This is a genomic window from Brevibacterium sp. CCUG 69071 (genome assembly GCF_021023135.1).
GTDB lineage: Bacteria > Actinomycetota > Actinomycetes > Actinomycetales > Brevibacteriaceae > Brevibacterium.
The window spans coordinates 207,077-233,309 of sequence record NZ_PGFV01000003.1; the positions used below are offsets into that span (position 1 = coordinate 207,077).

Consider the following 26,233-nt stretch of genomic DNA (forward strand, 5'->3'; position numbering starts at 1 on the left):
TTCCGAGCGCGTGCGCTCGGTTATCTCAGTTGGTGTCTTCGCGTTCGGTGATCGTCGTGTTCGTCCGGGACCAGAGGTCCTTCTCGACCTCACGGACGATGACGGTGATGTTCTCGTCGGCGGCTCCGGTCGTCGCCGCTGCCGCCTCGTGGACGCCTTTCATCAGCGCCCGCAGCTGTTCGGGAGTCCGTCCCCGCGCGATCGAGATGTCGATGAGCGGCATGGAATCAGCGCCCCAGCACGAAGGGGTCGGCGACCGGACCTTCGTCGGTGTTGATCCACACGCTCTTGAGCCGCGTGTATTCGTGCATCGATTCGAGTCCGTGTTCGATGCCCACACCCGAGTTCTTGAAGCCCTGCCGTGGGGACATCGGCGACATCGCCCGGTACATGTTGATCCACACGGTGCCGGCGTCAAGGCACTGGGACATCCGCATTCCGCGGGCCAGATTCTGCGTCCACACTCCGGCGGCCAGCCCGTATTCGGTGTCGTTGGCCAGGCCGAGGACCTCATCCTCGGTATCGAAGGGCATGATCGCCGCGACAGGCCCGAAGATCTCCTCCTGGCAGATCCGCATGTCGTTCGTCGTCTCCGTGAGCACGGTCGGTTCGAAGAAGTACCCCGGCAGGCCGACCTCGGGTCGCCGACCTCCGAAGGCGATCCGTCCTCCTTCGCCCTCGCCGAGGCGGACGTATTCCTCTACCTTGTCCCGCTGAGAGGCGAAGGCGAGCGGTCCGAGCTCGGTGTCCTCGGCCATCGGATCGCCGATGACGATCGAGGCCGCCCGTGCCGTGACTTTCTCGAGGAGTTCCTCGTAGGCACCACGCTGGACGAAGACCCGGGACCCGGCGATGCAGGTCTGCCCGGCCGCCGCGAAGATGCCGGCGATGACACCCATCGCCGCATTGTCCACGTTCGCGTCGTCGAAGACGATGTTCGGGGACTTGCCTCCCAGCTCGAGCGTCGAGCCGATGAAGCGACCGGCCGCGGACCGGGCGATGGCCGATCCGGTCCGCGTCGAACCGGTGAAGGAGATCTTCGCGAGCTGCGGCGCATCGACGAGTGCCTGCCCCGCCTCGGCGCCGAGGCCGGTGACGACGTTGACCGCACCGGCGGGGAATCCGGCTTCATAGGCGAGTTCGGCCAGGCGCAGGATCGTCCGCGAGGTGTATTCGCTGGGTTTGACGACCGTGGTGTTGCCGGCGGCCAGGGCCGGGGCGAGCTTCGAGATCGTCAGCGTCATCGGGGAGTTCCACGGGGTGATGAGACCGACCACGCCAAGGGGCTCACGTTGGGTGAAGTTGATGACCTCGGGCGAGTTCGTGGGGATCTGGGACCCCTGGACCTTGTCGGACAGGCCGGCGTAGTAGTAGAGGTATTCGGGCAGTCCCTTGAGCTGTCCGTTCATCTCGCGCAGCAGCTTGCCGTTGTCTTCGCTCTCGAATCGGGCGAGCTCCGCGGCGTTCTCCCCGATGAGGTCGCCGAACCGACGCAGCAGGTGTCCGCGCTGCGTCGGGGTGGTGCGCTGCCAGGCCGAGGACTCGAAGGTCGACTGCGCCGCGTCGACGGCCCTGGCCACATCGGCTGCGGTGCCGCGGGCGAAGGTGTAGAGGGTCTCGAGGGTGGCGGGGTTCGTGCTCTCGAGGTAGTCCCCGTCGGCGGGGGCACGATGGCCTCCCGCGATGAAATGGTCGAGTCGCACAGTCATCGTCGACTCCCTTCTGTGGTGTGAAACAGTTCTGTGAGGTGCTCGGCGAGCGCCTCGGGGTGCGTCATGGGCAGCATGTGTCGGGCTTCGGGGACGATGACGACCCGGCAGTCGGGGATCCGCTCGGCCAGGCGTCGGCTCATCTCCGGCGTCGAGCCCGGATCGCGCTGACCTGTGATCGCCAGGGTGGGGGCCGTGATCGAGCCCAGCTCCGGTTCGAGCTCACGGTCTCCGGTGGCGAAGACGGCATAGGCATGGCGGTAGGAGTCCCGGTCGTTGGCCGCGAGGACCTTCCGGGTCTCGTCCCGCAGTTCGGCGGTCTCCGTGCCGTCCGGGAACCAGCGATCGAGCGCCCGGTCCATGCTGCCGGTGAAATCGTTGGCCGCTCCCTCGAGGCGTTGGCCGACCGCCGCCGCTTCCTCCGGGGTGCGGGCGCACACGGAGCTCACGCAGGTCAGCGTCCGCACCCGTTCGGGGCTGGCGATCGCAATGTGCTCGGCGATCAGCGATCCCAGGGAGAACCCGACGAGGTGGACGGGTCCGGCAGGGATCCTCGAGACCACGTCCGCAGCCATCTCCGTGAGGCTCGTCGGTGCCTTCAACGCCGGCTGGCATCCGTGGCCGGGCAGGTCGATCGCCGAGGTGGGCCCGGCCAACCGTGCTTCGAGGCGCGTCCAGACGGTGCGGTCGAGCCCCACCCCGTGGAGCAGCACGACGGGGACGTCTTCGTCATCCGACATGTCTGCCTCGCTCCTACTTGTCTGCGGTCAGCGGGGCCAGGCGCTGCTGCGGTCGGCCACCGGTCGAACCTGCCAGCGCGATGAGGATCTCATCGGCATGAGGCGCGTCGGCGACCCGCCATTCGAAGGTCTGGTGGTGCGAGCGGATCGTGGCATCGGTGAAGTGCTTGAGCGGGATGTCGAAGACCGCTCCAGCCTCGCCGCGCTTCTCGACGGCGGGCAGCAGGGTGGAGGCCTGCGCGGCGTCGCGGAAGTGGTTGCCGAATTTGAGAGTGTGGATGAGAGCCGAACCGTGCTCGATCTCCCCGTCGAGACCGACGATCGCGGCCTTGCCGTAGGCTTCGAGGCTGCCGCCGAGCGCGGTCATCACGCGCGGGGCGAGCTCGGCGCCGAGGGCGCTGGCGGTCGCTTCGATGCCGGGGCCGAGGTCGTCGACGAAGCCCTGGCCGTGCCACGGGTTCTCGATGACGGCCGCGACCGCGGCGATGGTGATGACGGGGTCGGTCTTCCGGCCGCCTTCGGCGAGGACCTCTTCGACGACGGTGGTGAGTTTGCGGATCTTCATTTGACGAGTCCTTTCAGGATTTCGGTGGTGACTGTTCCGTCGGTTCTGCGGTCGCCGATGCGGGCGAACGGCCTGGGACCTGTCGCTGCGGCGGCGATGACGCAGATCTCGTCGGCACGCGGTGAGTCCGAGAGATGGACGTCGATTGTCTGGTAGTGGTCGCGCGAGGTGGCATGGGTCTTGTGCCACATCGGCACGCGGATGGACGTCGACGGACCCGAGCGGCCGTCGGCGAAGCAGATGACCGATGTGCCCTCGAGCATTTCGCGCACGATGTTGCCGAAGTACGGGGTGTGGATGAGCGCCCCGGCGTGCTCGATCTCGCCGCCGACTCCGACGACGGCGCCCTTGCCGAAGGCTTCGACGTTCTCGGCCGACCCCAGGGTCGAGAGCAGCCGGTCGGTGAGCACCTTGGCCAGCACCGGAGCGATCATCTCGGTCGCCGGTCCCAGGTCGCTGTAAGGGTCGACGTCGCTGTGCTGGTCGATGTCGATCCACGGGTTTCGCAGGACGGCGACGGCTGCCGCCTGCTGAAGCGGTCGGCTCAGGGCAACGCCCGCCTCGGCGAGGATCTCCTCCCGGTGGGTCGTGATGGTGCGGACGCCGAGTCGCTGCGCCAGCTCTTCGAAGTCGGCGGGAAGTTCGTCGAACTCGCCGAGGTGGTCGATGCGGTGCTGCTGCCCGTCTGCGGTGGTCGTGCTCATCGTGTCAAAACTCCAGTCTGTTGCATACAAGGAATCTACTTGCATGCAAAGATGAAAGTCAATAGTCCGGATAATCGCCGATAAATCACGTCATTGCGGGACTATTGACTAATGCATCACAGTGATCCTACGATCTCTAGTATGCAACAGAGCACAGAAGCACGTCCTTACGACGACGTGAAGACGACCATCACCGAAACCTGGCGCGAAGCATGGGACACCGGCACCACCGATGCCCTCGATTCCCTCTTCGCCCACGACTATGTGCGCGTATCCGCGAACTCCGGCAAGGAGAGAAGCGCCGCGGAGACCAAGACCGAGATCAGCGATATCCGCGCGGCCTTCCCCGATCTCACCACCACGGTCGACCGGATCCTCATCGAAGGCGACCAGGGCGCGATCTACTGGCACTCGACGGGAACATTCACCCAACCGCTCAACGACGTTCCGCCCACCGGCCAGTCGGTGACGACCCACGGCTCCAACCTCATCACCATCACTGACGGGCGCATCAGCCGCGAAGAGGTGACCTGGGACGCCCACGAGCTGCTCGCCGACCTGGGCCTGAAGTCTCTGTCCTCGGCATTCGAGTCCTATCCCGAGGATGTGGTCACCGACGATCTCTCCGGCGAACCCTCCGCAGAGTCCCTCAAGGCCTTCAACCGTCAGTTCATCACCGGTGTCACGGTGGTGACCACGACGGACGAGGACGGGAAGCCGCGTGGGCTGGCGGTGAACTCCTACAATTCGATCTCGCTCGATCCCCCGCTCGTCCTCGTGTGCGTGCAGAAGACCTCCTCGACCTATCCCGCGCTCTTCCGCTCGACCCACATGGGCATCAACATCATGAGCCGCAATCAGAGGCAGACCATCGGCACCTTCGCCTCGAAGGCGGCGGACAAGTTCGCCGAACTCGTCTGGCACAGCGGCGCCCACGGTTCACCGCTCATCGATGACTCCGCGGCCTCGATCGAGGTCGAGATCAAGGAGCGGTTCCAAGCGCTGACACACACCGTGTTCATCGGTCGGGTGCGCAGCGCAGAGGCCTCGGAGGACGAACCGATGATCTACAAGGCCGGAAAGTTCTTCGACAGCCAGGACCTCACCGCATTGTGACGTCGAGGCTCCGCGAACGACCGTGTTCGCGGAGCCTCGTTCGCCGTCATTTCCCAAGCCATAGCCGCGTGCTGAATAATTGCCGCCGATGAAGCTCGGTATTTCCTCCCACGATCCCCCCTTTACTGCGTCACAGTGCACCCACCTACATTTGGAGACAACGATGTCGATGTCAGAAGACCTAGAGACAGAACCAAGCGCTGCCAAGCCTGACACAGGCGGTCGCTCCGTCCGTTCGATCGGAAGGGTCTTCCTCTGGTCGGTCGGGTTTGTGATTGCATTCGTCCTGTGGGCGGCATTGTCTCCTGGCAGCCTCGGCGCGATCATGACCTCTGCGATGGACTCCGTCGCTTCGGGGATCGGGTGGATCTATCTGGTCGTTCCTTTCGCGGCGATCGTCATGCTCGTGTGGTTCGCAGCGAGTCGGTTCGGTCGCATTCGACTGGGTTCAGAAGACTCTCGACCCGAATACAGCACCATCACGTGGCTGGCGATGATCCTGGCTGCAGTGATGGGAATCGGCCTCGTCAGCTATGGCGTCGCCGAACCGATGTCGCATTTCATGGTTCCGCCTCACGGCTTGGCAGAGCCCGAAACCATGGATGCTGCGATTCGCGCGATGCAGTTCTCCTATCTCGACTGGGGTTTCCAAGCCTGGGCAATCTTCGGCGTATTCGGTCTGGCCATCGGCTACTCGACTCATCGCAAGGGTCGGCCGGCCCTTGTCTCTGCGATGCTGCGTCCGGTGCTCGGCCGCTTCGTCGACGGCTGGGTGGGCAACTTCATCGACATCCTCACCATCATCGCCACTCTGTTCGGCACCACGACATCACTCGGACTCGGCGCCTCTCAGATCGGAGAAGGACTCAACACTGTCTTCGGCATCGATTCCACCATCGTCTTGCAGATCATCGTGATCGCAGTGCTGACACTGCTCTTCACCGGGTCAGCACTGACAGGAGTGAGCCGAGGAATCAAATACATCTCTCAGATCACCTTGACGATGGCGACGATCCTCGGATTGTTCGTCTTCATCACCGGGCCCAGCGGCTTCGTCTCCAATCTGTTCGTCCGCTCCATCGGGTCGTTCGCCGGAGACTTTCTGCAGCTGAGCTTCATGACCCCGTCCAGCGCTGAAGACAGCGAATGGATGCTCGGCTGGACCTACTTCATGATGGCGTGGTGGCTGTCATGGAGCGCCTTCGTCGGCATCTTCCTGGCCAAGATCTCCAAGGGCCGCACAATTCGCCAGTTCGTCGCCGGCGTCCTCCTCGTTCCCAGTGCCGTGTTCTTCCTGTGGTTCACCATCATGGGAGGTTCTGCGATCAAGCTCGACATGGACGGAGCTTCGATCGGTCAGGCCACTCAGGACAATCTGGACACGGCCTTCTTCAGCCTTCTCGGTCAGCTGCCGATGTCGTCGCTGTCCTCGATCTTCACAATCCTGATGGTCATTCTGTTCTTCGTCTCCTCCGCCGACTCAAACACCTTCGTCCTGAGTTCACTCTCATCGCGAGGATCATTCGAGCCGCGCCGACCAGTCATCGCCACCTGGGGAATCCTCACCGGTGCCAGCGCTGTCGTCCTGCTGCTGCTCGGGGGACTTCAGGCACTGCAGCAAGCGGCGATGCTTTCAGCCGTGCCGTTCACGGCAATCGTCATCGTTCTCGGAATCGCACTGATCAAAGAGCTGCGCACTGATCATCAGGTCGTCGACGAGATCACCCGCGAGCGACGGATCCTCGGACTCTGAACTCGGGCTGAAGGCCGGCAGCTCTTCACCGACCCCAAGGCGCCCTTCCCCTCACCCGGCTTCGTCGGCCAAGCGTGCGAACGCGAGGTGGGCGAGCGCCGCGGCCTGGTCGCCGAGCAGCGCATCGTCGAAGACCACGCGCGGAGAATGGTTCGTCTCGGCCGCAGGGTCCACACCCTCCGGCGTCGCCCCGAGGAAGACGAAGGTGCCGGGCACCGCCTCGAGCACATAGGAGAAGTCCTCCGAGCCCATCCGCGGATGCTCCATCTCGACGACCCGGTCACTGCCGAACACCTCGCCGAGGCGCTCGACCGTCGTCTGAGTCTCGTGCGGATTGTTCACGGTCACGGGGAAGCCCACCTCGAAGTCCACCTCGGCGGTGCAGCGATGGGCCCGGGCGATGTTCTCGGCGATCTCGTGCACGCGTTCCTGCAGCAGCTCCAGCGACTGTGCTGAGAGGAAGCGGATCGACGCGGCGAGCTTCGCGGAATCCGGGATGACGTTGCTCGCCTGTGAGCCTTCGAGCTGAGTGACCGAGACGACGACGGGGTCGAAGATGTCGAAGGATCGCGTCGTCATGGTGTTGAGCGCCAGCGCGATCTCGGCGATCGCGGGCACGGGATCCCTGGTCGCCTGGGGCTGGGAGCTGTGTCCGCCGGCCCCGTGGATGGTGAGGTGGAGGTCGGCGAATCCGGCCATGAGCGATCCGCCCTTGGTCGTAAAGCGGCCCCGCTCATCGGCCTCGACGTGGATGCCGAAGGCTGCGACGACGGGGACTCCGGCGGCGTCGAGCACGCCTTCGGCGATCATCGGTTCGGCCCCGCCCTCGACCTCCTCGGCGGGCTGGAACATGAAGATCACGGATCCCGGCAGCTCGTCCCGGTGCGCGGCGAGGAGTCGCGCGGCGCCGACGAGGCCGGCGGTGTGCATATCGTGTCCGCAGGCGTGCATTTTCCCGTTCGTCGAGGCGAAGTCGAGCCCGGTGTCCTCGACCACGGGCAGGGCGTCCATGTCCCCGCGCAGCAGCACCGCGGGCCCGGGCTTCTCGCCCTTGAGGACGGCGACCACCGAGGTCAGCGACTCCCCCGTGGTGATCTCGAGTCCCAGCCCGGCGAGTTCCTCGAGCACGGTCCGCTGGGTGAAGGGGAGGTCGAAGCCGAGTTCGGGGTTCGCGTGCAGGGTGCGACGCAGCGTCACCAGATCGCCGAGGTGGCTCTCGGCTTCCGTACGGAAGTCAGGGATGGATGCGGATGTCGAGGCGGTCATGGTCGCGGTTCTCCTTCGGCCGGAATGCTGTGAGTCCGACTCTACTGAGAATCTCCCCGGGCGACGGTTCACGATTCGTCGCTGTCCCGCCTGACGGTGCGATCGTAGGCACTGACGAACTGAGTGAGATCGGCGAGGAACTCATCCGCCCGCTCCCCGAGCGCCCCGAGTCCGGCCCCGAATGCCGCCAGTGACTTCTCGACATCATCCTCGAAAGCGCGGATCCCCGCTGGCGTGGGGCTGATCTCGTGAGCAGCGCTGCCCGGGCGGCGCGAGCGCTGCAGGAGACCGACGGCCATCGCCGAGTTGATCTGCCGGTTGACCGTCGACTGCTCGAGACCGAGCTCGGCGGCGATCTCTTTGAGAGTCCGCGGCTTGTCATCGGAGAACATCCACAGGATCCGCAGGTCGGCCGTACCCAGATCCATCTGGTTCGACTGCGCGCGCCGAGCACGGTCGAGGCGCGTGACCAGGGCCGCGATCCGGCGATCCCGGGGCAGGCCGGCGTCGACGGAGACTCCGGCGTCTCGGGTGGTCCGACGGGGAGGACTTGGTCGAGAGCTCATAGGTATGTATTCTACATAAGTACGAAATATGTAGATTACATATCTGCGCAGCAGCCTCGCCCGGAAGTGAGCCACCGTGACCGCTCCACACGATCAGCCCGAACATCACGATCAACACAGCCAACACTCACCCACCACCACACAGCTCGCCGCCAAGCCGATCCTCATCGTCATGGTGCTCGGCTTCTCCAGCCTGTGCGCCGCGCTCATGCAGTCGCTGGTCATCCCCATCCAGCCCGAGCTGCCCCACCTCCTGAACACCTCCGCGAGCAACGCCGCGTGGGTCGTGACTGCCACTCTCCTCGGCGGGGGTGTGGCCATGCCGGTCTCCGGCCGTCTGGCCGATATCTACGGGCGCAAACCCGTGCTCGTGGTCTCTGCCGTGATCCTGCTCGCGGGCTCGGTCGTCTGCGCCCTGTTCTCGACCATCGGGCCGGTCCTCATCGGCCGCGTCCTCCAGGGATTCGCGATGGGCTACATTCCCGTGGCGATCAGCTTCGTCCGCGAGGTCACACCTCCGGCCATGCGCAACTCCGCGGTCGCCGGGATCAGCGCCACCCTCGGTGTGGGCGGCGCGCTCGGCCTGCCGATCGCGGCGTGGATCGCCCAGGACTTCGACTGGCACATGCTGTTCTGGCTCTCGGCGGTGCTCGCCGCGATCATGACCATGCTCTCGATCCTCGTCCTCCCGCACACCGCACCGGCGGATCCGGGACGCTTCGACTACCTCGGCGCCGTGGGTCTGGCGGTCGGCATCGTCGGGGTGCTCGCGGGAGTGTCGAAGGGCAATGACTGGGGCTGGAGCGCACCGTCGACCCTGGCTGCGATCATCGGCGGACTCCTCGTCCTCGTCGTCTGGGGGTTCTACGAGGTGCGCCACCAGCATCCGCTCGTCGATCTGCGCACCACCGTCCGGCGTCCGATCCTGCTGACGAACATCGCGGGCATCCTCATCGGCTTCGGCATGATGGCGCAGTCGATCGTCGTCCCCCAGCTTCTGCAGATGCCCGAGGCGACCGGCTACGGACTCGGCCAATCGATCCTCCAGGCGGGAATGTGGATGGCGCCCGCCGGTCTGATGATGCTCGCCTTCACCCCTATCTCGAGCCGTCTGCTGTCCACGATCGGCGGGCGTCCGACGCTGGCCCTGGGCGCCACGGTCATCGCCTGCGGCTACCTCTTCGCGGTGTTCCTCGACGGTGCGCCCTGGCAGCTCATGCTCGCCACCTGCATCTCCTCGGCCGGCGTCGGAATCGGGTACGCGGCAATGCCGACGCTGATCCTCGAGAACTCACCCGCCGCCGAGGCGGGGGCCGGCGTCGGCGTCAACTCACTCATGCGCTCGATGGGTACGACCGTCGCGGGTGCCGTCATGGCCATCGTGCTCACCAGCCAGACCGTGTCGATGGGTGGGACGGAAATCCCCGCCGAGGCGGCCTTCCGCACCTGCTTCATCATCGGTGCGGGGGCGGCGGTGGCCGGGGCCCTCGTCGTCCTGCTCATCAAGCGGAGCAGGCCGGCTTCGCATGTCGTTGAGACCTCGAAACACGTTGAGGCGAGCGCCTGACCGGGTCTGCCTGGCCCCGTCCGCAACGGTCGGATGGGGCCGGGATCTGCCTGGTCCAGGACCGCCGGGCCCTGGACCCCGCAGGCCCTCGTGCGTACGGTGGACTCTGACAGCGCCACTCAACGAGGAGTCCACCGTGCGCATCATCATCACCCAGAACATGACCATCGACGGTCGCGTCGAGATGCTCGACGATTGGTTCGATCCGCAGGCCCAGGACGAGGAGCTGACCGCGGAGCTGATGGCTCAGTCCGCGAACGAGGACGTGCTCCTGCTCGGTCGGCAGACCTTCGAGGACTTCCGGGGCTATTGGCCTCTGCAGACCGATGACACCACGGGAGTCGCCGCTCACCTGGACCGGGTCGACAAGCGAGTGGTGTCGACGACAATGACCGAGCCCGGATGGCAGAACACACGCATCATCGGCGGCGATCCGCTCGAGGCGGTCGCCGCACTCCGTGAGGAACCCGGCCGCGATGCGATCCTCACCGGCAGCATCACCCTCGCACACGCTCTCATCTCAGCCGAGCTCGTCGATGAGTATCGGATGTACACCTACCCCGTGTGGCAGGGTCGGGGGCGCGGATTCTTCCCCGACGATGCCCCTGCGCCGAGGCTGCAGCTGGCGGACGGGAAGACGTTCCCGGCCAGCGGGGTCGCCTATACGGCGTATGTGCCCAAGCGCTGAGCGCTAAGCTCCCGAGTGCTGCTGCGCGAACTGCGCTCCCCACTCGTTCATCGCCTCGACGATCGGGCCGAGGCTGCGGCCGAGTTCGCTCAGCGAGTACTCGACGTGCGGCGGGACGACTGGGTAGACAGTGCGTTCGACGAGGCCGTCCTCTTCGAGTTCGCGCAGCTGACGGGTCAGCGTCTTCGTGTTCGCCAGAGGCATGAGGCGGCCGAGTTCGTTGAACCGCTTCGTGCCCTCGAGAAGATGCTTGATGGTCGTGAGCTTCCACGTGCCCCCGAGCGCCGAGACCGCGACCTCTACGGGACAGACCTCCATGGCACGTGAGACCGGCAGACGCATGATTCCTCCGTTGGTCGCGCAGATTCGATAGGGACAGAAATGTCCGTACTAGACGCATCTACCGTAGGCCGCGACGATGGAAGCATGCAAGGAAATTCCAACGCCGCCACCGTTCTCTGGGTCAGCGCCCATCCCGAACCACGGTCCCTGGCCGGGAGCCTCCGCACCGAGGGAATCGCCCACCTGCGCCGAGGCGGCCACGAGGTCATCGAGTCCGATCTCTATGCGATGGGCTGGGACCCCGTCGTCCGCCCTCGGGACGGCGGCCACGACCTCGACCCCAGCACAGTCAGGTCTGCGGCCGAGAGACCGCAGCGCTTCCGAGTCAGCGCCGACACCCGTGAGGCCTTTATCGCCGGCACCCTGCCGCCGGAGATCACACGCGAGCAGGACAAACTGCGCCGGGCCGATGCGCTCATCGTCCAATTCCCACTGTGGTGGTATGGCCTGCCCGCGATCCTCAAGAGATGGTTCGACTGGGTCTTCACCAGCGGCTTCGCCTTCGGCACCGATCCGAGCACGGGACGCCGACTGCGTTTCGAGCAGGGTCCATTCACCGACAAACGCGCGCTCGTCATCACCACCCTCGGCGACCGCCCGCAGGCGATCGGCCCGCGCGGAAAATCAGGCGAACTGACCGAACTCCTCTTCGGGCTCCTCCACGGCACCTTCGCCTATACGGGCATGGACGCACTGCCGCCGCTGGCCTTCCCGAGTGCCGATCGGCTCGAGGACTACGGAAAGGCACGCGAGGACCTGATCGACCGCCTCGGCGGACTCTTCACTGATCCGCGCATCCCCTACCGACCCCAATTCACCGGCGATTACACCTCCGAGTGGGAGCTCGCCGATCACCTCTGCCCCGGCGAACACGGGGTGAGGGTCAACCTCAGCGCGCGAGTCAACCTCGGCGCCTGACCGAACACTTATCGACTGACCCAGAACCCGACCCACCGATATCGCCGCCACCGCACCACCGATACCAGGAGTCATCGTGCCCGCGACCCCCGAACTCGTCCGCCCCTTCCACGCCCGCGTCCCCGAAGCCGAACTCGAGGAGCTGCGCTCGCGCCTGGCCGCGGCCCGGCTCCCCGAGGCCGAAACGGTCTTCCAGCCCGGGGCCAACCCGCATCGTTGGGACCAGGGAGTGCCCCTGGATGAGTTGACCGATCTCGTCGACTACTGGCTCACCGGGCACGATTGGCGCGCTTTCGAGGACCGTCTCAACGAGATCGGCCAATTCCACACGACTATCGACGAGGTGGAGATCCACTTCCTTCACCGCCGCTCGGGGCGCCCCAACGCCACTCCCCTGATCCTCACCCACGGCTGGCCGGGCAGCGTCGCCGAGTTCATCGACATCGTCGACGAACTCGTCGATCCCAGCGACCCCACCGCTGCGGCCTTTCACCTCGTCGTCCCCTCACTGCCGGGATTCGGCCACAGCGGCAAACCGAGCACCACCGGCTGGGGCACCGAAAAGATCGCAAGCGTCTGGGTGGAGCTGATGGCCCGACTCGGCTACGACAGGTTCGCAGCCGCCGGCGGCGACTGGGGAGGCGTGATCACCACGATCCTCGGCGGCCGGTTCCCCGAACACCTTATCGGCATCCACACCACCTTCGCCCCGGGCCCACCCGGACTCTCACACGAGGGACTGAGCGATGCCGATCGCGCCTGGGCCGAGGACGCCGAAGACTTCTGGCTCAACCGCGCCGCCTACGCGCACCAGCAGGCCACGAGGCCGCAGACCATCGGCTACGCTCTCGTCGATTCACCCGTCGGTCAGCTCGCCTGGATCCTCGACAAGTTCGCCGAATGGACCGACACGAAGCAGAGTCCCTTCGAGACGATCTCCCGCGACCGTCTCCTCGACAACGTCAGCCTGTACTGGCTGACCAGGAGCGGCGCCTCCTCCGCACGTATCTACTATGAGAGCCACGATTCGCTCGATCCGGATCTGCGGGTCGAGGTTCCGGCGGCCATCACCATGTACCCGCGCGACATCGAGAAGTATCCGCGCGCACTGTCCGAACAGCGCTACCGGCAGATCGTGCGCTGGCGAGCGGCCGAGCGTGGCGGGCATTTCCCGTCCCTCGAAGTCCCGGACGATTTCGTCACCGACCTGCGCGAAGGGCTGGCCGCGGTGCTCGCCGCCGCACGCGAAACACCGGTGAAGCATCGAGACAACGGTGTGCACCTAGGCGTTTCGGCGCTCCACCCGTGTCTCGGACGCAGTTCGCTCAGGCGGTCCCGAACATCACCTTCCGGCCGTCGGGATCCTCGACGGTGACGACGACATCGTCGACGTCGACAAGAGGAGTCCCCGTGGCCTTCAGATGGTCGAGGAAGGCCTGCTGGTTCGGAATCCGGAAGTACAGATGTGTGAGGTTCGATCCCGGAACCGGCGGGTGGGAGTACTCGGCGAAGGCTTGTGCGTCGTGGAGGGCGATCTGGATTCCCTCGACGTCGATGACGTAGTAGGTGTACTCCTCGCTGCCTACCGATTCGAGTCCGACTCCGGCCACATCGCGGTAGAAGGCGGCGGTCGCCTCGGTGTCGGTGCAGGTGAGGAACACCCCGCGAAATGTCGATTCCATCTCCGGCCCCCTTCGTCCCACCCGACCCGGCGATCGGATGCTTCCAGTGTCCCATGCGGGGCAAGGCCCGCCCCTTGCCAAGCGACGCTCAAGCTCCACACAGACTTCGGTGACACCGAACTGTTAGCCTGACAGGCTGATTCCGAGATCAGGAGTGATTGTGCGAAAGAACAAGTGGCTGCTTGGCCTGGCAGTGTCCGTGTCCGTGGTCGGTCTCGCCGCTTGCGGTGGTGAGGACGGCGGCGATTCGTCCGAGGAGTCCTCGGCCGCAGCCGAACAGAGCCCCGGCGCCGAGGCGGGGCAGGACGGCAAGCCCGCCACCGACGACATTCCCGATGTCGTCGCCGAAGTCAACGGCGACAAGATCACCAAGGATGACTTCGTCCCCCTCTACGAGACTCAGTACCAGCAGATGCAGATGCAGTCACAGCAGTCGGGCCAGCAGGTCGACGAGGATCAGCTGAAGACGCAGACCGCCGAGAACCTCGTGAGCACGAAGCTGCTCACTCAGGAGGCGGACAAACGCGACATCAAGGTCTCCGACAAGGACATCGACAAGGCGCTCGAAGAGTCGGCGAAGTCGAGCCAGATGAGCAAGGACGACTTCCTGGGGGCCATGAAGGATCAAGGCATGGACGAGAAAAAGGTCAATTCCGAGATGGCCAACCAGCTCAAGATCGAAGACCTCATCACCGACGAGTACGGCGAGTTCAAGGTCACCGGCGAGGAGATCGGCCAGGCCTACGAGCAGGCCAAGACCCAGCAGGAGCAGATGGCTCAGCAGGGCGGTCAGCAGCAGGAGGTTCCCGAGCTCGAGGAGATGCGTCCCCAGCTCGAGGAGCAGGTGAAGAGCCAGAAATCCACCGAGGCGACTCAGAAGTTCGCCGAGAAGCTGCGCAAGCAGGGCGATGTGACGATCAACCTCTGATTCCCATTGTTGGGGAATCGCTGTGCGTTCCTCGCTAAATCCTTGCACGCACTTTAGTCTGTAGTGGAACACGAGGGCGGATGCCACCCATTCGCGCTCCACACAGACGGCACCGTCGACTCCGACGGTGGCCCGCGCGTCAACACAAGGACATAAGGACCGACCATGGCATCGATACTCACCCGCTCGGCGATCGTCGCGCCGAAGAACTTCAATCGGTGGCTGATCCCACCGGCGGCCCTGGCGATCCACCTGTGCATCGGCCAGGTCTACGCATTCAGCGTCTTCAAGATCCCGTTCATGGAGCACTTCGACGCCGGTGAGGTCTCCATCGGGTGGATCTTCTCCATCGCGATCCTCATGCTCGGCATCTCCTCGGCGGTCTTCGGACCCTGGGTGGAGAAGAACGGCCCCCGGGCCTCAATGGTCGCCGCAGGCACCTGCTGGGTGATCGGCTTCTTCGTCGCCTCCCTGGGCATCATGACCGGACAGCTGTGGTTGGTCTACCTCGGCTACGGAGTCATCGGCGGCATCGGTCTGGGCATCGGCTATATCTCCCCGGTGTCGACCCTGATGAAGTGGTTCCCCGACCGTCCCGGCCTGGCCACCGGCCTGGCGATCATGGGCTTCGGCGGCGGTGCGCTCATCGCCAGCCCGATGTCGAACCAGCTGATGGGCTTCTACGGCGGAGGCTCCGAACCGGAGAACCTCGTCGCGGGTCTGACCCCGACCTTCGTCACCCTCGGCATCGTCTACGCTGTCGTCATCGCCGCCGGCGCTTTCGTCATCCGCGTGCCCCACCCTGAGTGGACCCCGAAGGGCTTCGATCCCTCGCAGGCGAAGACGAAGCCCATGCAGACCAAGGGCAACGTCTCCGTGCGCAACGCGATCCGGACCCCGCAGTTCTGGTTCCTGTGGGTCGTGCTGTTCCTCAACGTCACCGCGGGCATCGGCATCCTCGAGAACGCCGCCCCGATGATCCAGGCCTACTTCGGTATCACCGCGGCCGCCGCCGCCGGCTTCGTCGGTCTGCTCTCGATCGGCAATATGGGTGGGCGCTTCATCTGGTCGACGACCTCGGACTACCTGGGCCGGAAGAACAACTACATGATGTACCTCGGCGTGGGGCTCCTCCTCTACCTCGTCGTCGCCCTGTTCGGCGGCAGCTCGATCATTCTGTTCGTGCTCGCGACGCTCGTCATCATCTCCTTCTACGGCGGCGGATTCGCCACCATACCCGCCTACCTCAAGGACCTCTTCGGCGTCTATCAGGTCGGCGCGATCCACGGCGCCCTGCTCACCGCATGGTCGGCGGCCGGCGTGGCCGGTCCGCTCATCGTCAACTCCGTCGTCGAAGCCGGCGAGAAGGCGGGCAAGACCGGGCCCGAGCTCTACACCCCGGGCATGTACATCATGGTCGGCGCGCTGGCCATCGGCTTCATCGCCAATGCCCTCGTCAAGCCCGTGAGCGAGAAGTACTTCGAACGCGAGGAAGAGGTAGCCGCGAAGCAGGCCGCCGCCCTCGAGGACAACGACTGAAAGGTTGCAGCGATCATGAGCGGCTCCACACCGACAGCACATGTGCCCGACGAGGGATCACCCCAATCCCCCATCGGCGGTGCCTACAAGACGATCGGCTCGACCCTGACCGTCGTCGTGGTCGGCGGCCTCCTCTGGGGACTGGCGCTGACCGTCGTCAAAGCCGTCACCATCTTCACCGGCTGACCGAGGCTGCCCCACGGGCCCCGGGCCGAATCCGGGCTCGGGCCCGAGCGGATCTTCATCCGCTCCGGCAGCCTCCTCTGCAGCGGGGTCGCCACCGGCTTAATGGTCACCGCCACCGCGTGATCCGCGCGGCGCACAGCCGGCATCGTGGAAAGTCGAAGCGCGGAATCAGCTCCGCCATAGCTTGGCCACAGGATGCGGGTACTCAATAGGGATCAAGGAGAACATCCCCCTGATTGAGAAAGGCACAGACCATGAACGAGTCGAGGCAGCCCCGAGCCGCAGCGCCGAACGAAGCCGCACATGCAGGACGGAACCTCGCCGAGGCGGTACAGGGTAAGGGCGCACGGCACCCACGTGGGCGCACCGTTGCGAAGATGGCGGCAGGTGCCGCCGCAGCCCTGGCACTGACCATCGGCGGGCTCGGCGGACTGCCGGCCCGAGCCGCAACACCCGGCGCCGTATCCGCTGCGGCCGCCACCACACAGATCCCCTTCTCCGGGCAGGCAGTTCCGGGCTCGACCGGCGGCGGGACTGCCGGAAACGGGTCGGGCGGTTCCGGGAACTCCGGCATCGACGGAAACATGCCCGACACCGGATCCGGGCAGACCGATGCCTCCCTGGCCAGCGCAGACGAGTCGACCGGCGTTGTGCTCATCGATACGAAGCTCGGCTACGAGAATGCGGCCGCGGCCGGCACGGGCATCGTGCTGAGCAAGGACGGTCTGGTGCTGACGAACAATCACGTCATCGCCGACTCCACCGAGATCTCGGTGACCGTGGCGACGACCGGAAAGACCTATGAGGCCTCGGTCGTCGGCTCCGATTCGACGGAGGACGTCGCCGTGCTCAAACTCAAGGATGCCACGGACCTCTCACCGGCCAAGGTCGATGAGGACACCGTCGCCGTCGGCGATGACGTCACCGCGGTCGGCAATGCCGAGGGCGGCGGGGAGCTCCTGGCCGCCGACGGCTCGGTCAGCGACCTCGGCGCCTCGGTGACGACCACGGCGCAGGGCACAGAAGACTCCGAGACCCTCGACGGGATGATCGAGGTCAAGGCCGACATCGTCTCCGGCGATTCCGGCGGAGCCCTGCTCGACGGCGACGGCGAGGTCGTGGGCATGAATACCGCAGCCTCCTCGGGCAGCGCCGACATCACCGGGTACGCGATCCCCATCGAGACCGCACTCGAGACCGCCGAGTCCATCGTCGACGGCGAGCAGACCTCGACGAACACCCTGGGCTACCCGGCCTTCCTCGGAATCGGCGTCGAACAGTCCGACCAGTCCGGCCAGTCCGCCTCGAACGGCCAGTCAGGTTCGAGCGAGCAGAACGGCAACGGCCCCGGCTACGGGCAGGGAAGTCAGCTGCCCGGCCAGCAGGGCAGCGGCAGCGCCGGGCAGTACGGCGGCAGCTCGGGAGGATACGGCGAATCCACTCAGCCCGGGTCGGGTTCGAGCACCGGCGACTCAGGGTCGGCATCATCCGGGTCCGCCACTTCCGGGGCGACTGTCGCCGGCGTCTACGAAGACACTCCGGCCGCCGAGGCGGGACTCGAGGCCGGAGACACGATCACCTCGATCGACTCGACGGCCGTCACCGATGGGTCCCAACTCTCGGAAGTGATCGGCAAGCACAGCCCCGGCGACTCGGTATCCGTGACCTGGACGGATGCTTCGGGCCAGAGCCACACAGCGAAGATCAAGCTCATCGAAGGCCCGGCCGCCTGAGCCGGACCGAGAACAACTGAGGCACCGCACCCATGCGCCGCCGTTCCCACCTCGGGGGCGGCGGCGCACAGCTGTCGATTCCCGGCCGCTCTCCGTGCCGACGTAGGATCGACGCATGCCGAATGACGACCGCCCTGCCGAGCCGACGCACAGTCACGGCACCTCTCGCGTCGACTGGCCCACGGTGCTGCGCAATGTCGCTCTGGCCTTAGCCGTGCTCGCCGGGGTGTGGCTGGTCTTCAACGTCCATCTCCCATCTCTCGGCGAGCTCCGCAGGGACATCGGCGAGGTGGGCTTCTGGGGCTTCGGCCTCTTCGTCCTCCTCTACGCGGTCGTCGCGGCGACCCCGATCCCGGTCACGATCATGGCGGTAGCCGGCGGAATGATCTACGGCCTGCCGTTCGGCACCCTGCTGTCGATGATCGGAGTCGTCCTCGGCTGCTGGGGCGGCTATTGGATCTCCCGTGCACTCGGCCGTGACACGGTGATGAAGCTGCTCGGCAGCCACGCCGAGGCGGTCGAATCGCGACTGACCGACGGCGGCTTCTATGCCGTGTGCACCTTACGGCTCCTGCCTGGCTTCCCGTACTGGCCGGTCAACTACGGCAGCGGGGCGCTCGGCATCGACAATCGCACCTTCCTCATCGCCACCGCGGTCTCGGCCCTGCCGGGACAGCTCTCCCTCGTAGCGGTCGGTGCCTTCATCGGAAATCCGGGGATCCTCACCGGCACAGCGGTCGCAATCGCCTGGGCGCTGGTCATCACGCTGACGATCATCACCTTCCGGCGATGGAAGTCCACCCACAAGAGCAGCGACAAACCGGACGAAGACGCAACCGACGAACCCACCGAGAACTGAGTTCCGGCTCGACCGAAGCGGTCCGCTTCCACCTTCACCAGTCGTCGTCTTCGGCTCGTCGGCTTCTCCTCGTCAGCGTCCTCTCGTCGACTTCACTTCATTGACTTCGCCTCAGACCCGGAGCATTCTGAATGGACACGACCCGCGAGCCCGCGGACGACCGCGGGTGCGGACGGGACGTCGTTCTCAAGGGAAATCGCCATGACCACCACCTACACGTGGGATGTCTTCTGCACCCTCGACGGCTTCGGTTCCTACAGCGCCGACGGCGATTGGGGCGGCTATTGGGGCCGACAGGGACCGGAGTTCCTCGATCGTCGGGTCACCCAGTACGGCCTGCGACAGCGACTCGTCCTCGGCGCGAACACTTTCCGGATGTTCCAACGCTTCCTCGGTGATCTCACCCGCGAATCAGAAGCTGATGACCCGGTGAACACGAGGATGAAGCACCTGCCGACGACGGTCGTCTCGTCCACCCTCACCGATCCCCTCGACTGGCCCGATGTCGACCTCGTGCGCGGGGATGCCGGCGACATCGTCAGCGGCCTCAAGGCGGACTCGGACATTCCGCTGCGCTCCCACGGCAGCCCTTCGCTCAATCGCTCGCTCATGGCCGCGGGTCTCGTCGATCGCATCCAGGTGACGATCTTCCCGGTCATCAGTGGCCGCACCGGAGACGTGCCGATCTTCGCAGATGCCGACGACTTCGACCTCGAACTGCTCGACCATCACACTCTCGACGGCAACATCCAAGAACTCACCTACCGGCCCACGCTCCACGGCTGAGCCGGCGACCGGCGTGGAGCGGACCGACCACTGCCGCGCCGGCGGCTCTCTCCAGTCCCTCACCTCACTCGAAGCTCGGCTTCCGCCGTTCCTGGAAGGCGCGGAATCCCTCCGCGTAGTCAGGGGTCCGACGGGCCGATTCCTGCAGGGTCGCCTCTTCGGCGAGCACCTCTGCGAGCGCGGGACGATCGTCGGCGAGCTTCTGCACGAAGCCCTTCTCCATGGCGAAGGCCTCGGCGGGTCCGGTGACGATGCCCGCCAGCTTCGCCTCGACGAATTCGGAGAGCTCCGCCGCGGGCACCGCGCGGGAGACGATCCCGGCGGCGGCCGCCTCGGCGCCGGTCATGAAATCCCCGGTGACGATGAGGTCCATCGTCCGGTGGTAGCCCAGCCGATCGAGGAACACGTGGTGGGCGCCGGAGTCGAGCATAGCGCCGATCGCGGCGAACGGGGATCCGAACTTCGCGTCATCGGCGGCAAAGATGATGTCCGCGGCCGCGGCGATGCCGAACCCGAGGCCAAGCGCCGCCCCCTGCACCTGGGCGATGACGGGGATCGGCAGGGCACGGATCGATTGGAAGACCGGGGCGAAGGTCTCGGCGAGGAAAGCATGCGCATCGTCGGTTTCAACATCGACCTCCGAGATGTCGCGGCCGGAGCTGAAGACCTTGCCCTCGCCGCGGATGAGGAGCACCCGGACGCTGGGGATCGCCTCGGCGATCTTGTTCACGGCCGCGGCGATATCGCGGAGGTTGTCCGCGTCGAGGGCATTCCGGGACTCGGGGCCATCGAGGATGAGTTCGGCGATCTGCTCGCGGTTCTTCAGTCGGATCTCGGTCATGCGTGCTCCTTTGCAGATGATTCCAGCAGGCGGTGGTGCCCTCAAACGGTGGTGCCGCGCTGCGCGTTGGACGCGCCTGTCACCAAGTGTAGAAGCCCTGACCGGACTTGCGGCCCAGCTGACCTGCGGCGACCTTGTCGCGCAGCAGCTGGGGCGGTGCGAAGCGAGGCCCGAGTTCGGCCTCGAGATGCTCGGCGATGCCCAGGCGCACATCGAGCCCGACGATGTCCGTGGTCTTCAGCGGTCCGGCCGGATGCCGGTAGCCCAGCGCCATCGCCGAATCGATGTCTTCGGCACTCGCGACCCCGTCCTCGACCATCCGGATGGCCTCCAGAGCCAAGGCCACGCCGAGGCGGGAGGAGGCGAATCCGGGCGAATCCGTGACCGTGATCGCCGTCTTCCCCAGGCCCCTCACCCAGTTCTTGGCGGCCTCGACGAGCGCCGGAGCCGTGTGGGTGCCGACGACGACCTCGACGAGTTCGGAGACCGGGACCGGATTGAAGAAGTGCAGACCGATAAGAGCCTGCGGTCGGGGCAGGGCGGCGGAGAGTTCGTCGATCGAGAGCGCCGAGGTGTTCGTGCCGATGCTCGCAGCCGGAGCGTATTTCGCGATGGCGGCGAGGATCTCCTGTTTGAGTTCGAGCTTCTCCGGGACGGCCTCGATGACGAGGAGGGCCTGGTCGAGCAGCGTCGGGTCCCGGACGACCTCGACGGATCCGGGAACGTCGATGCCTTTGGACCGGGATTTCTCGATCGAGGCGGCGATGCGCTCCCGGGCCGCGGCCGCCGTGTCCTCGGTGCTCTCGATGACGATGACCTTCGCGCCGGCTGTGGCGAAGGCGTGGGCGATGCCCGCACCCATCCGACCGCCGCCGTAGACGCCGACGGTGTCGGGGACTTGCACGCCACCCGAGCCCGACGTCGCGGGGGTGCGCACGGCATCGGGTTCGTGTACGGTCTGCTCGCTCATTCGGCGCCGCCTCTCTGTTCGGGGGTCTCACCCTGCACGCTGCCGGGGTCGTTCTGCTGGTCCATCGCCTCGGTGCGCACGGCCTGGGCCTTCGCCCGCTTCTTCGCTTCCCTCTGGACGAGGAACGCGTCCATGCGGGCGTACTTCTCGTCGGTCTCGAAGAGCACAGCCTGGGCCACATTGTCGATGAGCGGATGAGCTTCCCGGGGAGCGTGGAACGCCGATTTGCTCAGGCGCACGGCCAACGGTGCGAAGCTCGCGATCCGCTCGGCCAGGGCCTGCCCGGCATGTTCGAGATCCTCGGGATCGACGACATCATTGAGCAGCCCGATCGCCTTGGCCTCATCGGCCTGCAGGGTCCGCCCGGCCAGCAGGATCTCCTTGGCCCGCGGCTCTCCGACGAGTTCGCGCAGTCGCCACGCCGCGCCCGCCGATGCCATGATACCGAGGCCCGGTTCGGGGTTGCCGAACTTCGTCGACGCAGTGCCGATGCGGAAGTCGCAGGCGAAGGCGAGTTCGGCGCCACCGCCGAGGGCAAAGCCTTCGACGAGGGCGATCACCGGCATCGGCAGTTCCTGGATGCGTGAGAAGATCTTCGAGTTGATGCCGGCCAGTGCCTCTTCGCGACCGCGATTGCGCATCTGGGAGATGTCGGCGCCGGCGGCGAAGACCCCGTCGGAGCCGATGATGATGGCGACCTTCGGGTTCGCCTCGAGCTCGGCGCACACGGCATGGAGGGCGTCGACCATGTTCAGGTCGATGGCGTTGCGCACCTCGGGCCGGTTGAGCCGGATCACGGTGCGGTCGGCGAAGCGTTCGATGAGCACCGGGGAGGCGGGGCCACCCGCGCCGAGGTAGTCCGCACCGGGGTTGCCTGCGCCGGCACCTGCTGCGGGGCTGCCCGCGCCGGCGCTCATGCCCGCTCCAGCAGCAGGGCCGAACCCTGGCCGACGCCCACGCACATGGTCGCGAGCCCACGTTTCGCATCGGCCTGCTCGAGGCGGTTGAGCAGGGTCAGGGTGATGCGTGCTCCCGAACAGCCCAGCGGGTGTCCGAGTGCGATCGCTCCGCCGAAGCCGTTGACCGTGGCCGGGTCGAGTCCGAGGTCGCCGATGCAGGCCAGGGATTGGGAGGCGAAGGCCTCGTTGAGCTCCACGACTTCGAGGTCGTCGACCGACCAGCCGACCCGATCGAGTGCCTTGCGGGTCGCCGGGACCGGCCCGATGCCCATGATCTCCGGGGCGACGCCGGCGCTGGCTCCGGTGACCACTCGGGCACGGGGATTGAGTCCGCGCTTGTTCGCATAGGCCTCGGAGACGAGGACGACGACGGCGGCACCGTCGTTGAGGGACGAGGAGTTGCCGGCGGTGATGACACCGCCCTCCCCGTGGATGGCCCGCAGTTTGGCGAGCTTCTCCCGCGTCGTGTCCGCCCGCGGACCTTCGTCGGCACTGACCTCGCCGATGGGCAGGATCTCAGGATCGAAGCTTCCGGCTGCTTGGGCGGCGAGCGCCTTCTGGTGGGAGTCGTAGGCGAAGGCGTCGAGTGCCTCGCGGCCGAGCTTCCACTGTTGGGCGACCCGTTCGGCGGTCTGCGGCATCGACAGGGTCGTGTCCTCGTCGAAGGCCGGGTTCGTGAACCGCCAGCCGATCGAGGTGTCCCAGGATTTCCCCGGCTTCGCCCAGGCACGCTGCGGCTTCTCGGTCACCCAGGGTGCCCGGGTCATCGATTCGACGCCTCCGGCCACGACCACCTCGGCGTCACCGGCGGCGATCATCTGCCTGGCCGTGGTGATCGCGGTCAGCCCGGAGGCGCAGAGCCGGTTGACGGTGAACGCGGGAACCGTATCGGGCAGGCCGGCCAGCAGCACGGCCATGCGGGCGACGTTGCGGTTGTCCTCCCCGGCCTGATTCGCCGATCCGAGGATCACCTCGTCGATGTCGGCCGGGTCGATCCCGGGCCTCTCGACAACGGTCTTGAGCACCGTCGCCACCAGATCGTCGGGGCGCTGATCTGCGAGGACTCCCCCGTAGCGGCCGATCGGCGTGCGCAGTCCGTCAAGGATGAATGCTTCGGGCATGGGGCTCCTTCGCTGGGATCCGGTTATCGTCATCGTCGCACACCTCTACCGCGGCAGTGCGATTCGGGTGCCCCGCCACGGCGGGGCGATTCACGAGTCGAAGTCGACCGTGACCTCGTCGCTGACGGGGAAGGTCTGGCAGGTGAGCACGAAGTTCGCGGCCACCTCGGCGTCTTCGAGGGCATAGTTGCGGACCATGTCGACCTCGCCGCCGCAGATCTTCGCCCGGCAGGTCCCGCACACCCCGCCCTTGCAGGCGAACGGCAGATCCGTCCGCGACTCCTGCGCGGAGTCGAGGATCGTCTTGGACTGCGACATCGCCGAGGTGGTCCTACGTCCGTCGAGGACGATCGTGACCTCGCTGGTGGCCCCCTCGAGGGCCTTGTCCGCGTGGACGACCTCCGGCGGGGGTTCGTCGACGTAGAAGAGTTCGAAGTGGACGCGTCCCCCCAGCACACCGAACTCGGCGAGCACCTCGCGGGCATCGCTGAGCATGCCGAAGGGCCCGCACAGCCACACATGGTCCATGTCCCCGGCGGGCACGAGCGAGGTGAGCAGCTCCCGCAGCTTCTCAGCGTCGAGACGACCGGAGAAGAGTTCGACTTCACGGGGTTCGCGGGAGAGGACGTGGATGAGGTCGAGCTGCTGGTTGCGGGCGTCCTTGAGGTCGGCGAGTTCCTCGGCGAACATCACGGTGTTCGTGTTCCGGTTGCCGTAGAGCAGGGTGACCGAGGCGTCCGGGTTGCTCAGCACGGTCGTCGCGATCGAGAGCATCGGGGTGATGCCCGAGCCTGCGGCGATGCACAGGTGCCTGCCGCCGAGTTCGGGGTCGGCCTGGAAGGATCCGCTCGGCGGTTGGACTTCGATGGTCTCACCGGGGCGGACGTCGTTGACGAGCCACCGGGAGAAGAGTCCGTCGGGAATCTCGCGGACCCCGATGCGCGGGTCTGTTCCGGCCGGGGCGCAGATCGAATACGAGCGGCGGTGTTCGGCGCCGTCGATCATCCGCCGCAGGGTCAGGGACTGTCCGGCGGCGAAGTCGAAGAGCTCCGCGTAGTCGTCCGGGACGGCGAAGGTCACGGCCGCGGAATCCTCGGTGAGGTGGTCGACGGACTTGACCGTGAGCGGGTAGAAGGCCGTGCGTGAGGAGGGGTCCGTGGGCGCAGGAGCACCGGCCGCCTCGGCGTTCTGATTGATCGTCTCGGTCATCAGATCTCCTTCACGTGTTCGAACGGTTCGAGGCAGTCGAGGCACTGGTACATCGCCTTGCAGGCGGTCGGCCCGAATTCCGAGGACAGGCGCACATTCTCCGAACCGCACAGGGTGCAGACCACGGCCCGACGGGTGGGCATGAGGGTCAGGGCCACGGGTCCCTGTCGTGTCGGAGCCTGCCCCGGGGGCGAGATTCCCGCTCCCTTGAGGGCCTTCCGTCCCTCCTCGGTGATCCAGTCGCTGGTCCAGGCCGGGGACAGGGACACCCGCACTTCGGCGTCGGGGAATCCCGCGTCCTGGAGTTCGCGCTGCAGGTCATCGCGCATCGTCGCCATCGCCGGGCACCCGGAATAGGTGGGCGTGATCGTCATGACGACGCGGCCGTCCTCGATCGTCACCTCACGAAGGACGCCGAGGTCGACGAGCGTGAGCATCGGCATCTCCGGGTCGGTCACGCGGGCCGCGGCGGCACGGGCACGGTCGATCGCAGCAGTCCGGGTTTCGAGTGTTGCGGTCACCACTGTCCCTCCGGGTGCTGACGGGCGACGACCTGCATATCGGCGAGCATCTTCGACAGAGCTTCGGTGTGCAGTCCGTCGCGGCCCTTCTGACCGCGGACTCCGGCCAGTGCGCCGCGTTCGGGCCGGTCGATGCCGGCCGCGGCGAAGACCTGATCGATGATGACCCCGGCTTCGTCGGCCACCTCGGCGGGGTCGATGCCGATGCCGGCGGCTGCCACCGAGGCTTCGATCGGGTGGGTCTCGAAGAGCTCGGCCCACAGCGGCCACAGGCCGTTCAGGGCGGTGAGCAGTCGGGTCTTCGATTCCGCGGTGCCGCGGGCCAGGGTGAGGACCCAGCGGCCGGCGAAGTCGCGGTGATAGGACATCTCCTTCACGCCTTTGTCGGCGATGGCCGCGAGCACGGAGTCGCGGCTGGATGTCAGCCGTTCGAAGATGGCCAGGCGCCAGGTGGAGTAGATGAGGATCTTCGCGGCCGCCTCGGCGAAGTCGCCGTCTGGCACCTCGGCGAGGCGGACGTTGCGGAACTCGAGGTCCTCACGGAAGTACGCGAGCCGGTCCTCGTCGGGCACCGGCGAGCCCTCCGGCAGCTCGGGCACGAGGGCCGGATCGGCAGCCGCGGCGCGGGCGAGCAGGAGCCGGGCCTGGCCGAGCAGATCGAGGGAGATGTTCGCGAGCGCGATGTCCTCTTCGAGGTCAGGAGCGTTGGAGCACCATTCGGAGATCCGCTGGGAGAAGATCAGGGCGTCGTCGCCGAGCATCAGGCAGTAGGCGGCGAGTTCCTTGGGGTCGACGCCCTCGGGCACGGTGGTGTCGACGCCGGCCAGAGGATCCTCGAAGTCGGTGCCGAAGGCCCAGTGGGCGTCGTTGACGAGCAGCCCGGAGTAGGCGTTGTCGTGGTCGCCGTGTTCGACATTGGTGCCGGCCTCGTCGTGGCCGACGTGGATGTTCGGTTCGTTCGTCAT

The 26,233-nt window shown here is 66.3% G+C and carries 28 protein-coding genes; 12 read left to right on the forward strand and 16 right to left on the reverse strand.

Going from position 1 to position 26,233, the window contains the following annotated elements; translation table 11 throughout:
- Positions 1–25: 25 nt before the first annotated feature.
- From CV023_RS10140 to CV023_RS10160, 5 genes are read right to left on the reverse strand one after another with little or no spacing between them, the layout of a single operon-like run.
- The gene (locus CV023_RS10140) at positions 26–223 is read right to left on the reverse strand and encodes a 2-hydroxymuconate tautomerase (protein WP_230745429.1); all 198 of its coding nucleotides are present in this window, start codon (positions 221–223) and stop codon (positions 26–28) included.
- A gap of 4 nt (positions 224–227) precedes the next feature.
- Positions 228–1,709 carry an aldehyde dehydrogenase gene (locus CV023_RS10145; protein WP_230745430.1) on the reverse strand — a complete coding sequence of 494 codons (1,482 nt, stop codon included), beginning with the start codon at positions 1,707–1,709 and terminating at the stop codon, positions 228–230.
- Positions 1,706–2,449, reverse strand: coding sequence for an alpha/beta fold hydrolase (locus CV023_RS10150; protein WP_230745432.1), 744 nt, complete (start codon positions 2,447–2,449; stop codon positions 1,706–1,708). The genes CV023_RS10145 and CV023_RS10150 overlap by 4 nt, the downstream gene beginning before the upstream one ends.
- Before the next feature lie 13 nt (positions 2,450–2,462).
- Positions 2,463–3,014 carry an amino acid synthesis family protein gene (locus CV023_RS10155; RefSeq protein ID WP_230745434.1) on the reverse strand — a complete coding sequence of 184 codons (552 nt, stop codon included), beginning with the start codon at positions 3,012–3,014 and terminating at the stop codon, positions 2,463–2,465.
- A complete protein-coding gene (locus tag CV023_RS10160; RefSeq protein ID WP_230745435.1) occupies positions 3,011–3,718 on the reverse strand; it encodes an amino acid synthesis family protein in 708 nt (235 codons plus the stop codon). Before CV023_RS10160 ends, CV023_RS10155 begins: the two co-directional genes overlap by 4 nt.
- Positions 3,719–3,859: 141 nt before the next feature.
- On the opposite strand from CV023_RS10160, the gene CV023_RS10165 reads away from it, so the two are divergent.
- Positions 3,860–4,834, forward strand: coding sequence for a flavin reductase (locus tag CV023_RS10165; protein WP_230745436.1), 975 nt, complete (start codon positions 3,860–3,862; stop codon positions 4,832–4,834).
- Between the two features lie 238 nt (positions 4,835–5,072).
- Positions 5,073–6,587, forward strand: a complete 1,515-nt coding sequence (locus CV023_RS10170) for a BCCT family transporter (RefSeq protein WP_284934776.1) — start codon at positions 5,073–5,075, stop codon at positions 6,585–6,587.
- A gap of 51 nt (positions 6,588–6,638) precedes the next feature.
- On the opposite strand, the gene CV023_RS10175 is transcribed toward CV023_RS10170, so the two are convergent.
- Positions 6,639–7,853, reverse strand: coding sequence for a M20 metallopeptidase family protein (locus CV023_RS10175; protein ID WP_230745438.1), 1,215 nt, complete (start codon positions 7,851–7,853; stop codon positions 6,639–6,641).
- A 68-nt stretch (positions 7,854–7,921) separates the two neighbouring features.
- A complete protein-coding gene (locus CV023_RS10180) occupies positions 7,922–8,419 on the reverse strand; it encodes a MarR family winged helix-turn-helix transcriptional regulator (RefSeq protein WP_230745440.1) in 498 nt (165 codons plus the stop codon).
- A 76-nt stretch (positions 8,420–8,495) separates the two neighbouring features.
- On the opposite strand from CV023_RS10180, the gene CV023_RS10185 reads away from it, so the two are divergent.
- Together CV023_RS10185 and CV023_RS10190 are read left to right on the forward strand one after the other, a co-directional pair.
- Positions 8,496–9,986 carry an MFS transporter gene (locus tag CV023_RS10185; RefSeq protein WP_230745441.1) on the forward strand — a complete coding sequence of 497 codons (1,491 nt, stop codon included), beginning with the start codon at positions 8,496–8,498 and terminating at the stop codon, positions 9,984–9,986.
- 136 nt (positions 9,987–10,122) lie between these two features.
- Positions 10,123–10,674 (forward strand): dihydrofolate reductase family protein, encoded by a 552-nt coding sequence (locus CV023_RS10190; RefSeq protein ID WP_230745444.1) that lies wholly within the window; start codon positions 10,123–10,125, stop codon positions 10,672–10,674.
- Positions 10,675–10,677: 3 nt separating this feature from the next.
- On the opposite strand, the gene CV023_RS10195 is transcribed toward CV023_RS10190, so the two are convergent.
- Positions 10,678–11,016 carry a winged helix-turn-helix transcriptional regulator gene (locus CV023_RS10195; RefSeq protein ID WP_230745446.1) on the reverse strand — a complete coding sequence of 113 codons (339 nt, stop codon included), beginning with the start codon at positions 11,014–11,016 and terminating at the stop codon, positions 10,678–10,680.
- 84 nt (positions 11,017–11,100) lie between these two features.
- Here CV023_RS10195 and CV023_RS10200 point away from each other — a divergent pair, with 84 nt between their 5' ends.
- Positions 11,101–11,934: an NAD(P)H-dependent oxidoreductase gene (locus CV023_RS10200; protein ID WP_230745448.1), complete on the forward strand. Its 834-nt coding sequence runs from the start codon at positions 11,101–11,103 to the stop codon at positions 11,932–11,934.
- Between the two features lie 76 nt (positions 11,935–12,010).
- Positions 12,011–13,309, forward strand: a complete 1,299-nt coding sequence (locus tag CV023_RS10205) for an epoxide hydrolase family protein (RefSeq protein ID WP_230745449.1) — start codon at positions 12,011–12,013, stop codon at positions 13,307–13,309.
- Here the strand turns inward: CV023_RS10205 and CV023_RS10210 are convergent.
- On the reverse strand, positions 13,260–13,616 hold the full coding sequence (locus tag CV023_RS10210; RefSeq protein WP_230745450.1) for a VOC family protein: 357 nt from the start codon (positions 13,614–13,616) through the stop codon (positions 13,260–13,262). The two genes, CV023_RS10205 and CV023_RS10210, sit on opposite strands and share 50 nt — an antisense overlap.
- A 160-nt stretch (positions 13,617–13,776) precedes the next feature.
- Here CV023_RS10210 and CV023_RS10215 point away from each other — a divergent pair, with 160 nt between their 5' ends.
- The 6 genes from CV023_RS10215 (at position 13,777) to CV023_RS10240 (ending at position 19,647) form a co-directional block, all read left to right on the forward strand.
- Positions 13,777–14,544 carry a SurA N-terminal domain-containing protein gene (locus tag CV023_RS10215; RefSeq protein ID WP_230745451.1) on the forward strand — a complete coding sequence of 256 codons (768 nt, stop codon included), beginning with the start codon at positions 13,777–13,779 and terminating at the stop codon, positions 14,542–14,544.
- A gap of 165 nt (positions 14,545–14,709) precedes the next feature.
- Positions 14,710–16,083, forward strand: coding sequence for an L-lactate MFS transporter (locus CV023_RS10220; RefSeq protein ID WP_230745452.1), 1,374 nt, complete (start codon positions 14,710–14,712; stop codon positions 16,081–16,083).
- Positions 16,084–16,098: 15 nt separating this feature from the next.
- Positions 16,099–16,269, forward strand: coding sequence for a hypothetical protein (locus tag CV023_RS10225; protein WP_230745453.1), 171 nt, complete (start codon positions 16,099–16,101; stop codon positions 16,267–16,269).
- Positions 16,270–16,523: 254 nt separating this feature from the next.
- A complete protein-coding gene (locus CV023_RS10230; RefSeq protein ID WP_230745454.1) occupies positions 16,524–18,002 on the forward strand; it encodes a S1C family serine protease in 1,479 nt (492 codons plus the stop codon).
- A 115-nt stretch (positions 18,003–18,117) separates the two neighbouring features.
- Entirely contained in the window at positions 18,118–18,861 is a 744-nt protein-coding gene (locus CV023_RS10235; RefSeq protein WP_230745455.1) for a TVP38/TMEM64 family protein, read from the forward strand.
- 201 nt (positions 18,862–19,062) lie between these two features.
- On the forward strand, positions 19,063–19,647 hold the full coding sequence (locus tag CV023_RS10240) for a dihydrofolate reductase family protein (protein ID WP_230745457.1): 585 nt from the start codon (positions 19,063–19,065) through the stop codon (positions 19,645–19,647).
- Between the two features lie 64 nt (positions 19,648–19,711).
- Here CV023_RS10240 and CV023_RS10245 read toward each other — a convergent pair whose 3' ends face one another.
- The 7 genes from CV023_RS10245 to paaC form a co-directional block, all read right to left on the reverse strand.
- Positions 19,712–20,488, reverse strand: a complete 777-nt coding sequence (locus tag CV023_RS10245; RefSeq protein WP_230745458.1) for an enoyl-CoA hydratase/isomerase family protein — start codon at positions 20,486–20,488, stop codon at positions 19,712–19,714.
- A gap of 79 nt (positions 20,489–20,567) precedes the next feature.
- Entirely contained in the window at positions 20,568–21,458 is an 891-nt protein-coding gene (locus CV023_RS10250; RefSeq protein ID WP_230745459.1) for a 3-hydroxyacyl-CoA dehydrogenase family protein, read from the reverse strand.
- Entirely contained in the window at positions 21,455–22,375 is a 921-nt protein-coding gene (locus CV023_RS10255) for an enoyl-CoA hydratase/isomerase family protein (protein ID WP_230745460.1), read from the reverse strand. The genes CV023_RS10250 and CV023_RS10255 overlap by 4 nt, the downstream gene beginning before the upstream one ends.
- Entirely contained in the window at positions 22,372–23,538 is a 1,167-nt protein-coding gene (locus CV023_RS10260; RefSeq protein WP_230745461.1) for a thiolase family protein, read from the reverse strand. The genes CV023_RS10255 and CV023_RS10260 overlap by 4 nt, the downstream gene beginning before the upstream one ends.
- A 90-nt stretch (positions 23,539–23,628) precedes the next feature.
- Positions 23,629–24,747, reverse strand: a complete 1,119-nt coding sequence (gene paaE / locus CV023_RS10265) for a 1,2-phenylacetyl-CoA epoxidase subunit PaaE (RefSeq protein WP_230745462.1) — start codon at positions 24,745–24,747, stop codon at positions 23,629–23,631.
- Positions 24,747–25,268: a 1,2-phenylacetyl-CoA epoxidase subunit PaaD gene (paaD, locus tag CV023_RS10270; protein ID WP_442859934.1), complete on the reverse strand. Its 522-nt coding sequence runs from the start codon at positions 25,266–25,268 to the stop codon at positions 24,747–24,749. Before paaD ends, paaE begins: the two co-directional genes overlap by 1 nt.
- Positions 25,265–26,233, reverse strand: coding sequence for a 1,2-phenylacetyl-CoA epoxidase subunit PaaC (gene paaC / locus CV023_RS10275; RefSeq protein WP_230745466.1), 969 nt, complete (start codon positions 26,231–26,233; stop codon positions 25,265–25,267). Before paaC ends, paaD begins: the two co-directional genes overlap by 4 nt.